Below are 13,957 nucleotides of genomic sequence, written 5' to 3' on the forward strand. Positions count from 1 at the left end.
CAGCTCAGGCCGAGCGGCGACGGACGCGCAGGCCGGCGGCGAGGAGGGCCACGACGCCGACCAGACCCGCCGCGACGGTCCACCCCGGGACGCCGGACGACGACGCAACGTCGTCGTCGGCCCGCACGGCCTCGACCACCGCGACCGACGGTGCCGTCGGGTCACCCAGCAACCGCTGGACCGCGGCCAGCCGTCGAGGGGTGACCGGCGCGGTGCCACCGCACGAGCTCGCTGTCGGGACGCCACCCTCCGCGGTGGTGAAGAAGACGTAGCGGCGGTCGACGACCATGCCGTCCAGGCCGCACGAGGCACCGGACATCGCCGACTCGAAGACGGTCGTCGAGCCGACAGTGCCCTCGTACACCTCGTCGACGGTCACCGTGTAGGTGACCGGGTCGGTGCTGCTCATGATCTGCCGCTTCGCGGGTCCCTCGATCCCGGCCAACGTGCCGACGAAGACCGCGTCGGCGTACGCGACGTACTCCGGGACGCGCTGGAAGGCACACGAGCACGCGAGGGCCGGCCCGGCTCCCCCGGTGACCACGATGCCGAATGACGCGAGGACCGTCAGCAGGACCGAGGCGAGGAGGCGCATGTCCATGCGACGCTCCGCGCGGGACGGCGGTTCCGGCGGTTCTGCTGTCAGCAGAACGACGGGCCACGGCCGCCCACCCGTGGCTAGATTCGGTCCATGGGTGAGGTCCTGCGGTTCCCGGCACGGTCGGACGACGAGCCGGAGCGGCTGTGGCGCGAGCTGGTCGGCGAGGAGCTCCACCGCGAGCGGTCGGCGCGCGGCGAGCGGCTGAAGGACGTGGCCGAGCGGGCCGGCGTCTCGATGCAGTACCTCTCCGAGGTCGAGCGCGGCCTCAAGGACCCCTCCTCGGAGATGCTGCAGGCGATCGCCGGGGCGCTCGACCTCAGCGTTCGCGAGCTCGCCACCCGTACTGCGCGCCCCGAAGCGCTGGCGCTCGCTGCCTGACGGCTGCCGGTCAGTCGTACGACGCCACGAGTGCCAACTGGTAGGTCCACCACGCGTGCATGTCGTCGAGCCATTCCACAGGTAGCCCCGCGTGCCGGACGACAATCGTCGTCCAGGGGTCGCCGCCTGCGTCCTTGCTCTCGTCGTACGTGGTGACGATGGTGGAGTCGGACTCGAACAGCGGGGTGCACTGTTCCGGAGGTGCGCCTGCCGTCCCCGGCGGTGGGACCAACCACGCCCACGTGCGGACCCGCCGAGCAGGTCGCACCTCCTCGATCAGCACGTCACGAAGCAGGCCCCGGCTCCCGGCGAGCTGGTCAGGGTGGTCCTCGTGGGCCGCTCCATACGTGGCGGCTCCGACCTGCTGCCAATCGTTCCCGCTCATGAACATCCAGCTCGACGTGTGAGGGGCCAGGCTGATCGGACCGTTCAGCCACCTGAACCTCTTCCGTCGCGACCCGCGTGCCCGGCCGCTCACCGTCAGCTCGCCGACCTCCCCGGACAGCGTGCGCGCCCCCGGCGCGCCGTCCACGTCGCGGCCGATGCGCCTCGACGCGGCGAGACCGTCGGCCGCCTCCGGGAGGACAGGCACAGCGGGCGGACCTGCTCGCCTCTCCTGCGCGAGAGAGCTCGTCTCCCGCAGGTCGACAGGCGCGGTGGGCGGTGCCGCCCAGATCTCGAGCAGGTAGTGCTCGGGAGGCTCTTCCCCGCCCCGCTCGACGACCTCGCCGTCTTCGTCGAGGTCCGCCTCGGCGGACCGTCCGCGCGCACTCACCCGGACCCGGTAGATCCCGGGTGCGAGGTCGATGACCGTGCCGACGTCCTGGCTGACCAGCTCGGTGACGTAGAACCCGGACGCCGACTCGAGACTCACCTCCGCGACGTCCTGCCACGCCTCCTCAGGCTCACCCGGAGCGCTGTCCAGGACGCGCGCCACCACCTCGAACGGCCCCCACTGGTCCCCCGTGAGGATCCAGACGTCACTGCCCTCCTCCTCGACGGCACCCTCCTCCTGCACGGCAAGGAGCGTGCTGCCGGACCAGGGCTCCCCGACGCCACCCTCGACGAGGATCACGCCCTCGTCCGATCCCAGCACCACCCGACTCTCCGAGACGATCACGTCGTCAGCGTAGACAGTCGCCTGCTCGCCACGTGTGCGCTACGCGATCACCGGCACCTGGTCGGTCAGGACGGCGTCGACGATGCCGTAGTCGACCGCCGCCGACCCCGGCAGCACGAGCGTACGGTCGGTGTCCTGCCGGATCTGCTCGGGCGTACGACCGGTGTGCCGGGCCAGCACCTCCTCGAGCTCGAGCCGCACGCGGGCGACCTCGTCGGCCTCCAGGATCAGGTCCGGGATCGTGCCGCGGCCTTGGGTCGCGGGCTGGTGCAGCACGACCCGGCCGTGCGGAAGGATCGCGCGGCTGCCCGCCGCTCCCCCGGCCAGGAGCACCGCCGCCGTCCAGGCCGCCTGCCCGACGCACACCGTCTCGACCGGCGGCTTCACGAACTGCATCGCGTCGTAGATCGCGAGCATCGCCGAGATCGAGCCACCCGGTGAGTTGATGTAAAGGCTCATCGGCAGCTCGGGGTTCTCCGACGACAGGTGCAGCAGCTGCGCGATCACCGCGTTGGCGACGCCGTCGTCGATCTCGGTGCCGAGGTAGACGATCCGCTCCGACAGCAGCCGGGAGTAGAGGTCGAGGGTCCGCTCGCCGCGCGGGGTCTGCTGGACGACGTACGGGATGGTGTAGCTGCTCATCGCACACCCGCCAGACCGACCGGGCGACCCTGCGAGGGGGTCACGTGGTCGACCGAGGTGATGACCTGGTCGACGAAGCCGTACGCCAGCGCGTCCTCCGCGCTGAACCACCGGTCACGCCGTGAGTCGCGCTCGATCGTCTCCCGGGTCTGGCCGGTGTGCCCCGACACCAGGCCGATGACGGTGTCGCGGGTCAGCCGCAGGTCCTCGGCCTGGATCTCGATGTCGACGGCCGTGCCGCCGATGCCGGCCGACCCCTGGTGGAGCAGCACCCGCGAGTGCGGCAGGGCGTACCTCTTGCCGGGCGTCCCCGCCGACAGCAGGAACTGCCCCGCGCTCGCGGCCATCCCCATCGCGAGCGTGCTGACGTCGTTGGGGATCAGCCGCATCACGTCGTGGATGGCAAGCATCGCCGAGACCGAGCCGCCCGGCGAGTTGATCCAGAGGCTGATGTCGGCGCGCGGGTCCTCGGCCGACAGGAGGAGCAGCTGGTGCATCAGCCGGTTGCCGTTGCCCTCCCGCAGCTCCTCGCCGAGCACGATGATGCGTTGGTGCATGAGGCGGCGGACCAGCTCGTCCTCGATGCGTTCTGACGTGGGTTGGATGCTCATGCCCCCACGGTGTCTCGGGCGACGGGCCCGCCACAGGGCGTTCTGCCGGCAGCGGATCCGCTGCGAGCGGAGTCAGGCCTCGTAGACGCACTCCCCGTCGATCCAGGTCGAGCGCACGCGTACCGCGCCGATCTCGTCGGGCGTCCCGAAGGGGTCGCGGTCGAGGACCACCAGGTCGGCCACGGCTCCCGGTGCGATCCGGCCGGCGTCGTCGCGGTGGTTCACCCACGACGACCCGCTCGTGTACGCCGCAAACGCCACGTCGATGCCGAGGGCCTGCTCGCGCAGGAACGGGTCGGTGCCGGCCGGTGCGGGCTCGTCGTACGCCGTCCGGTGGACGGCCGTGTGGATCGCGGCGAGCGGGTCGGGAGTGCTCACCGGCCAGTCGCTGCCGGCGACCAGCCGCGCGCCCGCGCGGTGCAGGTCGCCGAACGGGTACTGCCGGCCGGCCCGCTCCTCGCCGAGGAACGGGATCGTCAGGTCGGTCATCTGGTCGTCGAGACAGGCCCACAGCGCCTGGATGTTGGCCGCGACCCCGAGTGGTCCGAAGCGGCCGACGTCGTCGGGGTGGACGAGCTGGAGGTGGGCGATGTGGTGCCGTCGCGAGGGGTCGGTGCCCTCGAAGGCGTCGAGCGCCTCCCGCACCCCGCGGTCGCCGAGGCCGTGGACGTGCACCTGGAAGCCGAGGCGGTCGAGCTCGCGGACGAAGCCGCGCAACGCGTGCGGATCGACGAAGGAGAGGCCGGTGTTGGTCATCGCGTGCCCGCAGCGGTCGAGGTAGGGCTCGACGAGCGCGGCGGTGCCGTTCTCGGCCACACCGTCCTGCATCACCTTGACCGCCGTCGCCGCGAACCGGCCGACCGACCAGTCACCTCGTCGGGCGACGAGGTCGGGGATCTGCTCCTCACCCCGGTCGCGCTCCCACCACAGCGCCCCGACGACCGCGCTGAGGAGATCGCCGCTAGCGGCCGCCCGGGCGTACGTCGGGCCGACATCGCGCATGCCGGCGTAGGCGCCGACGATCGCGTCCTGCCAGCTGGTGATGCCGAGCGAGTGCAGGTGGCGCTGGCCCTCCAGCAGACCGGCGTACATCTCGTCGTCGTCCGCGGCCGGCAGCACGCCGGACAGCAGCGCCATCGCACCCTCGTGGAGCATCCCGGTCGGCACTCCGTGCTCGTCGCGCTCGACGTGGCCGTCGGCCGGGTCGTCGGTCGCGGCCGTGATCCCGGCCAGCGAGAGCGCGCGCGAGCTGACCCACATGCCGTGGTGGTCGCGGTTGGCGAGGGCGACCGCACGACCGGGCACGACCTCGTCGAGCTCGGCCGCGGTGGGGAGGCCACCGGGGAAGGCCGCCATCGCCCAGCCACCGCCCTGGATCCACTCAAGGTCGGGGTGCGCCGCGGCGTACGACGCGATGTGGGCGAGGTAGGCACCGCGGTCGACCGGGAGCCCGCTCAGGTCGCACGCGAGCCGTTCGAGACCACCCTGCACCGGGTGGACGTGCGCGTCGGTGAAGCCAGGGAGCAGCAGGCCACCGTCGACGTCGACGACCGTCGCACCGACCGGCGCGCCCTCCCCGACCGATGCGATCCGGCCGTCGGCGACGACGACGTCGCCGATCCGCCCGAGGTGGGTGGTGCCGTCGAAGACCGACGCATTGCGGAAGACCGTCGTGCTCACCCGGTCATCCTGCACCCCGGCGATCTCCGATACGTTCGATGACCATGTCGACCATCTCGGGCACCGACCAGAACGAGCGCGGTCTCGCCCGCCTCGCCCAGCGCAGCGCGGCCTGGACGGAGAAGTGGTTCCCCGACGCCTACGTCTTCGCGCTCGCCGGCGTCGTGCTCGTGTCGGTGGCGGCGATGGCCAACGGCTCGAGCCCGGTCCACGTCGCCGAGACCTTCGGCGGCGGCTTCTGGGACCTCGCGACCTTCACCCTCCAGATGGCGATGGTCGTGCTCAGCGGGTACGTCGTCGCGACCTCGCCGCCGGTCGCCCGGGTCATCGAGCGGATCGCGCTCTACCCCTCGACCCCGCGGGGGGCCGTCGCGTTCGTGGCCCTGCTGTCGTGCCTGGTCTCGATGCTCAACTGGGGACTCAGCCTGGTCTTCAGCGGGCTGCTCGCCCGCGCCATCGCGCGTCGCAGCGACCTGCGCACCGACTACCGCGCACTCGGCGCGGCGGCGTACCTCGGCCTCGGTGCCGTCTGGGCCCTCGGCCTCTCGTCGTCGGCCGCGCAGCTCCAGGCCACTCCTGAGTCGCTGCCACCCGAGCTGCTCGAGATCACCGGCGTGCTCGACTTCGGCACGACCATCTTGACCTGGCAGTCGCTCGTCCTGGCGGCCGTCCTCATCGCGCTGAGCGTCGTGATCGCCTGGGCGTCCGCCCCGCAGGGCAAGGCCATCCGCACGGCCGAGGACATGGACGTCGACCTCTCCGACGACGTCCAGCCGATGGCCGAGCGCAGCCGCCCGGGCGAGTGGCTCGAGTACTCCCGCATGCTGCCGATCCTCATCGGCCTGCTCACCCTCGGCTGGCTCGTGCAGCAGCTCGCGACCCTGCCGTTCCTGTCGGTGATCAGCAGCCTCAACGGCTACCTCATGGTCTTCCTGATCCTGGGTCTCGTCCTCCACGGCACCCCGCGCGGCTTCCTCAACGCGGTCACCAAAGCCGTCCCCACGACCGCCGGCGTGCTCGTCCAGTTCCCTCTGTACGCCGCCATGGCCGCGGTCCTGACACGCGCGGAGGGTCGCGGCGGGGTGACGGTCTCCGAGCACCTCGCCGACCTGTTCACCAGCATCGGCGGTGGCGGTGGCTTCGCCGTGGTCATCGCCCTCTACACCGCGCTGCTCGGCCTGCTCGTCCCCTCCGGCGGCGGCAAGTGGCTCGTCGAGGCGCCCTACGTCATGCAGTCCGCGACGGACGTCGGGATGAACCTCGGCTGGACCGTGCAGATCTACAACGCCGCCGAGGCGCTGCCCAACCTGGTCAACCCGTTCTTCATGCTGCCGCTGCTCGCGGTGCTGGGCGTACGGGCGCGCGACCTGGTCGGGTTCACGTTCCTGCAGTTCCTGTTCCACCTGCCGGTGGTGCTGCTGCTCCTGTGGTTGCTCGGGATGACGTTCGAGTTCGTCCCGCCGGTCGCGCCGTAGCCGTCAGGGCGCCGGACGCACCAGCCTGTCGTCCGGGATCACCGCGACGCCCAGGATCTCGATGAGCGCCTCGGGCTGCCAGAGCGCGGTCGTGCCGATGCCGGCCATCGCCGGGTAGACCGGCCCGGCGAGCTCGCGCCAGGCGGCGCCGATCTCGCGGCCGTGCGCCTGGTAGTCCGGGATGTCGGTGAGGTAGATCGTGATCGACACCAGGTCCTCGGGCACGCCGCCGGCCTCGCGGAGGGTGGTGAGCACGTTGCCGAAGGCCTGCCTGAACTGCTCGACGATCCCGCCCTCGACGATCCGCATGTCAGCGTCGAGCGCCGTCTGGCCGCCGAGGTGGAGCGTGTTGCCGCTCAGCGTGCCGTGCGAGTAGCCACTCGGAGCGGCCAGCGAGGCGGGGTTCACGGCGACGGGAGTCAGGTCGGTGCTCATGCCCGTGACCCTAGAGGTCTATTGACAACCTGACAACGTTCGTGCGAAAACTGAAATATGCCAGTCGATGTCCGAGGCCTTCCCTTCGCTCCTCCCGGCAAGGTCATCTGCTGCGGCCTCAACTACGGCGACCACATCGACGAGACGGGCCGCGAGCGGCCGTCGCACCCCACCCTCTTCGCCAAGTACGCCGACACGTTGCTGCCCGACGGCGCCGACATCGTGCTGCCCGCCGGGCTCGAGGTCGACTACGAGGCCGAGCTCGCCGTCGTCGTGGGCACCGAGCTGCGCGGCGCGACCCGCGAGGAGGCCGGGGCCGCCATCGGTGGCTACACCGTCGCCAACGACATCTCGGTGCGCGACTGGCAGCGCCGCACGCTCCAGTGGTTCCAGGGCAAGGCCTGGGACGCGACCACCCCGATCGGCCCGGTCGTGGTCGCGCCCGACGCGATCGATCCGAAGGCCGGCGTCGACGTGCTCTGCCGGGTCAACGGCGACGAGCGACAGCGCGGCGACACCAGCACCCTCGTCTTCGACTGCGCCGACCTGCTGGCCTACGTCTCCACCTTCACCGTGCTGCGCCCCGGCGACGTCGTCCTCACCGGCACGCCCGGTGGGGTCGGGATGGCGATGACGCCGCCGACGTACCTGCGCGACGGCGACGTCGTCGAGACCGAGATCCCGGGCATCGGCACCCTGACCAACACGATCCGCATCACCGACTGACCGAGCGAGAGAAGGCCACTATGGACCCCGACTTCGACCACTACGTCCTGGAGGGCGACCCGTCGGCGTACGCCGACGAGGCGGGCATCGTCATGCCGTTCGTGACCCGGGCCGGCGACGAACCGGACCGCACCGGTCAGAGCGATGGCGCGAGCCGGATCAGCGGCATCAGCATCCAGCACACGCCCGCGACCCGGCTGTGGTTCGGCAAGGTGCACAACCTCGCCGGCTACCGCTCGGTCCCCCACCACCACGGCGAGGCCGAGACCGGTGGCTACGTGCTGTCAGGCCGGGCGCGGATCTACTTCGGCGAACGGTTCGAGGACTACCTCGACATGTCCGAGGGCGACTGGGTCTTCGTGCCGCCGTTCATGCCGCACGTCGAGTGCAACCTCGACCGCAACAACCCGCTGACCTGGATGACCACCCGCACCCCGGAGAACATCGTGGTCAATCTGCCCCAGGTCGACGACACCGACCTCCGCGACTGGGCCGAGCGCCCGTGACCACGCCCACGTCGCAGACCGTCACCGACGCGATCGCCCTCACCGAGTGCGAGGCGGAGGTCTTCGACCGCGCCTTCACCGCCACCACCCAGCCGTGCCCGTGGCCCAAGGCCTACGGGGGCGACATGGTCGCGCAGGCGCTCGTCGCCGCCTCGCTCACCGTCCCGGCATCAGGCACCGGCGGCAAGTCCATGCACTCGATGCACTCCTACTTCATGCGGCCCGTCGACATCGGCGCGGAGGTCCGCTACGAGGTCGAGGTGCTCCGCGACGGCCGCGGCTACAGCACCCGCCAGGTCCGCGGCTTCCAGAACGGCAAGCCCGTCTACGTCTGCCTGGCCAGCTTCGCCGCAGGCGAGCCGAGCGGCAGCTTCGCGGCGACGATGCCGACCGACGTGCCCGCGCCCGACTCGCTGCCGACGTCGGCGGGCTACCTCCACGAGCGCAGTGGCGGCACGATGACCGAGACGTCGAAGGCCTACTGGTCGGGTGGCCGCAGCTTCGACATGCGCCACGTGCCCGGCCCGGTCTACCTCGAGGTCGAGGGCGGGCAGAGTCCGCAGCAGGCGGTCTGGGTGAAGCCGTACGACGCCCTGCGCGAGGTCGCCGGGCTGACGCGGGAACAGCGCGACACCGCCGCGCTCGCCTACGTCTGCGACTACACGATCCTCGAGCCGACGCTCCGCGTGCTCGGCCTGGCCTGGGCCGATGAGGGCCTGGTCACCGCGAGCCTCGACCACGCGATGTGGTTCCACCGGCCGGTCGTGCTCGACGACTGGCTGCTCTACGCGCAGGAGGCGTGGTCCGTGCAGGACGGTCGCGGTTCGGCCGTCGGGCACTTCTTCACGACTGCCGGCGAGCTCGTCGCCACGGTCGTCCAGGAGGGCATGCTGCGAACGGCCGTGCCCGACCAGGGGGGACGCTCATGACCGACCTGGCGCCCACCGGCCACGTCGACACCTTCGCCCGCGACCACCTCCCGCCGGCGGACCAGTGGCCGGTGCTCGAGTTCACGACCCCTGCCCTGCGCTACCCCGAGCGGCTCAACGCCGGACACGAGCTCCTCGACGCCGTCATCGCCGAGCACGGCCCCGACCGACCGGCGCTCCGGACGCCCGACGGCACCGCCTGGACCTACGGGGAGCTCAAGGAGCGGGTCGACCAGGTGGCGCACGTGCTCGTCGACGACCTGGGCGTGGTCCCCGGCAACCGGGTGCTGCTCCGCTCCCCCAACAACCCGTGGACCGTCGTCGCCTGGCTGGCCGTGCTCAAGACCGGCGGCGTCGTCGTGACCACGATGGCCGCACTCCGGGCCACCGAGCTGACCCCGATCGTCGAGAAGACCCGACCGGTGGTCGCGCTGGTCGACCACCGCTTCGTCGACGACGTCCACGCCGTGCGCGACAGCGCCGCTCCCGACCTCGTCGTGGTGGCGTACGGCGGCGGGGCCGAGGACGACCTGACCCGTCGGGTCGCCGGCAAGCCCACCCACTTCGACGCGGTGGGGACCGCGGCCGACGACGTCGCGCTCTTCGGGCCCACATCGGGCACCACCGGCGTCCCCAAGATCACCACCCACTTCCACCGCGACGTGCTGGCCATCGACGACACCTTCGGCCGCGACACCCTGCGGCTGGAGAAGGCGGACGTCGTCGCCTGCACGGCACCGCTGGCCTTCACGTTCGGGCTCGGGATGCTCGTCGTCTTCCCGCTCCGCGCCGGTGCGTGTGCCCTCCTCACCGAGGCCGCCACCCCGGTGCAGCTCGCCGACCTCGTCGCCGAGCAGGGCGTCACGGTACTGGCGACCGCGCCCACGGCGTACAAGCAGATCGTGGCGTCCGGCCACGTCGACCGCCTCGCCGGGCTCCGCGTCGCGGTGTCGGCCGGCGAGCACATGGCGCAGGCGACGTGGGAGGGGATCCGCGACGCGATCGGGCTGAAGGTGATCGACGGCATCGGCGCCACCGAGATGCTCCACATCTTCATCTCCGCCGCCGGCGACGACATCCGCCCCGGCGCGACGGGCAAGCCGGTGGCGGGCTACCGCGCCGCGATCCTCGACGCCGACGGCAACGAGGTCGGCGCCGGCGTCGAGGGCCGGCTCGGCGTGATCGGCCCGGTCGGCTGCCGCTACCTCGACGACGAGCGCCAGCGCGGCTACGTCGTCAACGGGTGGAACGTCACCGGCGACACGTTCCTGCGCGACGACGACGGCTACTACTGGTACCGCTCGCGCACCGACAACATGATCGTCTCGTCGGGCTACAACATCGGCGGGCCCGAGGTCGAGGAGGCGCTCGGCACGCACCCCGACGTCGCGGAGGTCGGCGTGGTCGCCGCGCCCGACGAGCAGCGTGGGTCGATCGTGTGCGCGTTCGTCGTGCTGCGCGAGGGCGTCGAGGGCGATGCCGCCAAGGTCACCGAGCTCCAGGACCACGTCAAGGGCCGGCTCGCGCCCTACAAGTACCCCCGCGCCGTGCGCTTCGTCGACGCACTCCCCCGCAACACCAGCGGCAAGCTCCAGCACTTCAAGCTCAGGAAGATCGCGGAAGCGGAGGCCGGCTCATGAGGATCGCGATCGTCGGCGGCGGCCCGGGCGGGCTCTACTTCGCCACCCTCATGAAGACCCTCGACCCGGCGCACGAGATCACCGTGTGGGAGCGCAACGCGCCCGACGACACCTTCGGCTTCGGCGTGGTCTTCTCCGACGAGACCCTCGGCAGCATCGAGGGCGCCGACCGCGTCGTCCACGATCGGATGGAGCGCAGCTTCGCCCGCTGGACCGACATCGACGTCGCCCTCACGGACCGCGACGGCGAGCGGCACGCGTTCACCGTCGGCGGCCAGGGCTTCGCCGCGATGTCGCGCAAAGAGCTGCTCCAGATCCTGCAGGAGCGCGTGGCGGAGCTCGGCGTCACGGTCCACTTCAGCACGGCCGCGCCCGATCCCGACGAGCTCCGGGGGTCGTACGACCTGGTGCTGGCGTGCGACGGGCTCAACTCCCAGGTCCGCACGAAGTACGCCGACCAGTTCGGCCCGTCGCTCGACCGCCGCGACAACAAGTACATCTGGTTCGGCACGGACCTGGTGTTCGAGGCGTTCCAGTTCTTCGTCAAGCAGACGGAGTGGGGCACGATGCAGATCCACGGCTACCCCTATTCGCACGCGGGCTCCACCTTCATCGTCGAGATGCACGAGGACGTGTGGCGCCGTGCCGGCTTCGACCGGACCGAGGGCGAGACCTTCCCGCCCGGGGTCTCCGACGACCACGCGGTCGAGCGCGTGACGGAGATCTTCGCCGACGAGCTCCAGGGCCACGAGGTCCTCACCAACAACTCCAAGTGGCTCAACTTCCACACCGTGCGCAACGAGCACTGGCACGACGGCAACGTGGTGCTGCTCGGCGACGCCGCGCACACCGCCCACTTCTCCATCGGCTCCGGCACCAAGCTGGCCATGGAGGACGCCCTCGCGCTGGCCGCGTGCCTGCACGAGCACCCGAGCCTCGAGGACGCGCTCGAGGCCTACGAGACCGAGCGCAAGCCGGTCGTCGAGTCGACGCAGCGAGCGGCGCAGGCCTCGATGGAGTGGTTCGAGAACATCGGCATGTACGCCGACCAGGAGCCGGCGCAGTTCGTCTTCAACCTGCTCACGCGATCGCGCCGGATCACCTTCGACAACCTCGCCGAGCGCGACGCCGAGTTCGCTGCGCGGATGGAGGCCGAGTTCGGCCGCTCGCAGGGCGGCGACGAGACCGCACCCGCCATGTTCCAGCCGATCCGCATCGGGGAGCTCCAGCTCAAGAACCGCGTGATGCTGTCCCCGATGGACATGTACGTCGCCACGGACGGGATGCCCGACGAGTTCCACCTCGTCCACCTCGGCGGCAAGGCGCTGGGCGGCGCCGGTCTGGTCATGACCGAGATGACCTGCGTGTCCCCCGAGGGCCGGATCACCCTCGGCTGCCCGGGCATCTGGACCGACGACCAGCGCGACGCCTGGCAGCGCGTCACCGACTTCGTGCACGCGAGGTCGACCGCGCGGATCGGGATGCAGCTGGGCCACTCCGGTCGCAAGGGCTCGACCAAGCTGATGTGGGAGGGGATGGACGAGCCGCTCGACGACGGCAACTGGGAGGTCATCGGCCCCTCCGCCCTGGCCTACGGCGACGACTGCCACGTGCCCCGCGAGGCGACCCGCGCCGATCTCGACCAGGTCGTCGCCGACTTCGCCGACGCAGCGAGGCGCGCGGTCGAGGCGGGCTTCGACCTGATCGAGGTGCACGCCGCCCACGGCTACCTGCTGAGCTCGTTCCTCTCGCCGGTCTCCAACCGTCGCACCGACGACCTCGGGGGCTCGCTGGACAACCGGCTGCGGTTCCCGCTCGAGGTCTTCGACGCCGTGCGCGCCGTCGTACCGGACCAGATCCCTGTCACCGTGCGGATCTCCGCCACCGACTGGCTGCCCGACGGCAACACCGACGAGGACGCCGTCGAGATCGCGCGCGCCTTCATCGAGCACGGCGCGGCCGCCATCGACGTGTCGTCGGGCCAGGTGGGCAAGGACGAGAAGCCGGCGTTCGGCCGGTCCTACCAGACCCCGTTCGCCGACAAGATCCGCCACCGCGTCGCCGATCCGGCGGGCGCGAAGGTGATCGCGGTCGGAGCCATCTCCTCCTACGACGACGTGAACTCGATCCTGCTCGCGGGTCGCGCCGACGTCTGCGCGCTCGGGCGTACGCACCTCTACGACCCGAGCTGGACCCTGCACGCCGCCGCCGAGCAGGACTACGCCGGCCCCGGCGCCGACTGGCCGACGCCGTGGGAGGCGGGGCGCCGCAAGCCGCCCACCTCGCGCACCGACAAGGTCCCGCCGCGCCTCCAGCTCCTGCGCGAGGGCGTGGCGGACGACGTGCACGTCCGGTGGACGCCGTGATCGACACCGGGCCGTCGGGCACGCACAACCGGCAGTCGCGCACGACCGTGGTGACCTTCCTCGGCGCCGTCGTGAGACCGATGGGCAGCTGGATGCCGATCGCGGGCGCGGTCGACCTGCTCGTGCAGGCCGGGCTGGACGCACCGAGCGTCCGCACGGCCGTGCACCGGCTCAAGGGCAACGGGTGGCTCGAGTCCGAGGCGCGCGACGGGGCACGGGGGTACGCCCTCACCGCCGCCGCGCTGGAGACGCTCGCCGCCGGCGACGAGGTGATCTGGCACGCCCGTACGCCGGCCGTGCTCGACGACGGGTGGTGCATCGTCCACTTCGGGGTGCCCGAGTCGATGCGGTCCAAGCGGCAGCAGCTGCGCGCCCACCTCACCCACCTCGGGTTCGGCAACGTCGGCACCGCACTGTGGATCGCCCCCGCCCGCATGCGCGACGCGGCGCAGCGCGCAGTCGCCGAGCTCGACCTGGAGGCCCACACGGCGGTGTTCGTCGGGGACTACCACGGCACCCAGGACCTCACCGGCCTGCTCTACGACAGCTGGGACCTGGCCGGGATCGACCGGAGCTACCGCGACTTCGTCTCCGCGCACGAGAAGCTCGCGACCTCGGTCGAGCGTGAACGACCCGCACCCGCGCAGGCCTTTCCGACCTACCTCGCGATCCTCGACCAGTGGCGCCGGCTGCCGTTCCGCGACCCGGGCCTGCCCGCCGAGGTGCTGGCCCCCGACTGGGCCGCACCCCGGGCGGTGTCGGTCTTCGAGCGGCTGGTGGCCGGCCTCGAGGCACCTGCGCTCGACCACGCCCGGGCGCACTGGTCACCCGCCTAGGAGGCTGGGCGT

At 71.5% G+C, this 13,957-nt stretch carries 14 protein-coding genes; 8 read left to right on the top strand and 6 right to left on the bottom strand.

Annotated elements, in window-relative coordinates; genetic code table 11:
- Nucleotides 1-4: 4 nt before the first annotated feature.
- The gene (locus JI751_RS12360) at nt 5-601 is read right to left on the bottom strand and encodes a hypothetical protein (RefSeq protein ID WP_201936634.1); all 597 of its coding nucleotides are present in this window, start codon (nt 599-601) and stop codon (nt 5-7) included.
- 90 nt (nt 602-691) lie between these two features.
- Between JI751_RS12360 and JI751_RS12365 the strand changes: the two genes are divergently transcribed.
- A complete protein-coding gene (locus tag JI751_RS12365; protein ID WP_201936636.1) occupies nt 692-979 on the top strand; it encodes a helix-turn-helix domain-containing protein in 288 nt (95 codons plus the stop codon).
- A gap of 10 nt (nt 980-989) precedes the next feature.
- Here JI751_RS12365 and JI751_RS12370 read toward each other — a convergent pair whose 3' ends face one another.
- The 4 genes from JI751_RS12370 to JI751_RS12385 all read right to left on the bottom strand — a co-directional run bounded on the left by JI751_RS12370 (nt 990) and on the right by JI751_RS12385 (nt 5,032).
- Nucleotides 990-2,099, bottom strand: a complete 1,110-nt coding sequence (locus tag JI751_RS12370; protein ID WP_201936638.1) for a hypothetical protein — start codon at nt 2,097-2,099, stop codon at nt 990-992.
- 39 nt (nt 2,100-2,138) lie between these two features.
- The gene (locus JI751_RS12375; protein WP_201936639.1) at nt 2,139-2,741 is read right to left on the bottom strand and encodes a ClpP family protease; all 603 of its coding nucleotides are present in this window, start codon (nt 2,739-2,741) and stop codon (nt 2,139-2,141) included.
- Nucleotides 2,738-3,352 carry a ClpP family protease gene (locus JI751_RS12380; protein WP_201936642.1) on the bottom strand — a complete coding sequence of 205 codons (615 nt, stop codon included), beginning with the start codon at nt 3,350-3,352 and terminating at the stop codon, nt 2,738-2,740. The genes JI751_RS12375 and JI751_RS12380 overlap by 4 nt, the downstream gene beginning before the upstream one ends.
- A gap of 72 nt (nt 3,353-3,424) precedes the next feature.
- Nucleotides 3,425-5,032: an amidohydrolase gene (locus tag JI751_RS12385; RefSeq protein WP_201936645.1), complete on the bottom strand. Its 1,608-nt coding sequence runs from the start codon at nt 5,030-5,032 to the stop codon at nt 3,425-3,427.
- Nucleotides 5,033-5,070: 38 nt separating this feature from the next.
- Between JI751_RS12385 and JI751_RS12390 the strand changes: the two genes are divergently transcribed.
- Nucleotides 5,071-6,507, top strand: a complete 1,437-nt coding sequence (locus JI751_RS12390; RefSeq protein WP_236666081.1) for a short-chain fatty acid transporter — start codon at nt 5,071-5,073, stop codon at nt 6,505-6,507.
- A 3-nt stretch (nt 6,508-6,510) separates the two neighbouring features.
- Here JI751_RS12390 and JI751_RS12395 read toward each other — a convergent pair whose 3' ends face one another.
- Nucleotides 6,511-6,942, bottom strand: a complete 432-nt coding sequence (locus JI751_RS12395) for a RidA family protein (RefSeq protein ID WP_201936648.1) — start codon at nt 6,940-6,942, stop codon at nt 6,511-6,513.
- Between the two features lie 57 nt (nt 6,943-6,999).
- Here JI751_RS12395 and JI751_RS12400 point away from each other — a divergent pair, with 57 nt between their 5' ends.
- Genes JI751_RS12400 through JI751_RS21840 form a run of 6 tightly spaced genes read left to right on the top strand, consistent with a single transcriptional unit; the run spans nt 7,000 to nt 13,945 of the window.
- A complete protein-coding gene (locus tag JI751_RS12400) occupies nt 7,000-7,668 on the top strand; it encodes a fumarylacetoacetate hydrolase family protein (RefSeq protein WP_201936652.1) in 669 nt (222 codons plus the stop codon).
- Between the two features lie 20 nt (nt 7,669-7,688).
- A complete protein-coding gene (locus JI751_RS12405; protein ID WP_201936655.1) occupies nt 7,689-8,174 on the top strand; it encodes a cupin domain-containing protein in 486 nt (161 codons plus the stop codon).
- Nucleotides 8,171-9,103 carry an acyl-CoA thioesterase gene (locus JI751_RS12410; RefSeq protein WP_201936659.1) on the top strand — a complete coding sequence of 311 codons (933 nt, stop codon included), beginning with the start codon at nt 8,171-8,173 and terminating at the stop codon, nt 9,101-9,103. The genes JI751_RS12405 and JI751_RS12410 overlap by 4 nt, the downstream gene beginning before the upstream one ends.
- Nucleotides 9,100-10,743: an AMP-binding protein gene (locus tag JI751_RS12415; protein WP_201936662.1), complete on the top strand. Its 1,644-nt coding sequence runs from the start codon at nt 9,100-9,102 to the stop codon at nt 10,741-10,743. Before JI751_RS12410 ends, JI751_RS12415 begins: the two co-directional genes overlap by 4 nt.
- Nucleotides 10,740-13,109 (top strand): bifunctional salicylyl-CoA 5-hydroxylase/oxidoreductase, encoded by a 2,370-nt coding sequence (locus JI751_RS12420; RefSeq protein WP_201936664.1) that lies wholly within the window; start codon nt 10,740-10,742, stop codon nt 13,107-13,109. Before JI751_RS12415 ends, JI751_RS12420 begins: the two co-directional genes overlap by 4 nt.
- Nucleotides 13,097-13,945 (top strand): PaaX family transcriptional regulator, encoded by an 849-nt coding sequence (locus JI751_RS21840; RefSeq protein WP_307814160.1) that lies wholly within the window; start codon nt 13,097-13,099, stop codon nt 13,943-13,945. The genes JI751_RS12420 and JI751_RS21840 overlap by 13 nt, the downstream gene beginning before the upstream one ends.
- Nucleotides 13,946-13,957 lie beyond the last annotated feature (12 nt).

Source organism: Nocardioides baculatus (assembly GCF_016735675.1).
Lineage (GTDB): Bacteria > Actinomycetota > Actinomycetes > Propionibacteriales > Nocardioidaceae > Nocardioides > Nocardioides baculatus.

Excerpts from the sequence above, each read along its gene's own strand:
- JI751_RS12360 (WP_201936634.1), bottom strand. The coding sequence starts at position 601 with ATGGACATGCGCCTCCTCGCCTCGGTCCTGCTGACGGTCCTCGCGTCA.
- JI751_RS12365 (WP_201936636.1), top strand. The coding sequence starts at position 692 with ATGGGTGAGGTCCTGCGGTTCCCGGCACGGTCGGACGACGAGCCGGAG.
- JI751_RS12375 (WP_201936639.1), bottom strand. The coding sequence starts at position 2,741 with ATGAGCAGCTACACCATCCCGTACGTCGTCCAGCAGACCCCGCGCGGC.
- JI751_RS12380 (WP_201936642.1), bottom strand. The coding sequence starts at position 3,352 with ATGAGCATCCAACCCACGTCAGAACGCATCGAGGACGAGCTGGTCCGC.
- JI751_RS12390 (WP_236666081.1), top strand. The coding sequence starts at position 5,071 with ATGACCATGTCGACCATCTCGGGCACCGACCAGAACGAGCGCGGTCTC.
- JI751_RS12395 (WP_201936648.1), bottom strand. The coding sequence starts at position 6,942 with ATGAGCACCGACCTGACTCCCGTCGCCGTGAACCCCGCCTCGCTGGCC.
- JI751_RS12400 (WP_201936652.1), top strand. The coding sequence starts at position 7,000 with ATGCCAGTCGATGTCCGAGGCCTTCCCTTCGCTCCTCCCGGCAAGGTC.
- JI751_RS12405 (WP_201936655.1), top strand. The coding sequence starts at position 7,689 with ATGGACCCCGACTTCGACCACTACGTCCTGGAGGGCGACCCGTCGGCG.
- JI751_RS12415 (WP_201936662.1), top strand. The coding sequence starts at position 9,100 with ATGACCGACCTGGCGCCCACCGGCCACGTCGACACCTTCGCCCGCGAC.
- JI751_RS12420 (WP_201936664.1), top strand. The coding sequence starts at position 10,740 with ATGAGGATCGCGATCGTCGGCGGCGGCCCGGGCGGGCTCTACTTCGCC.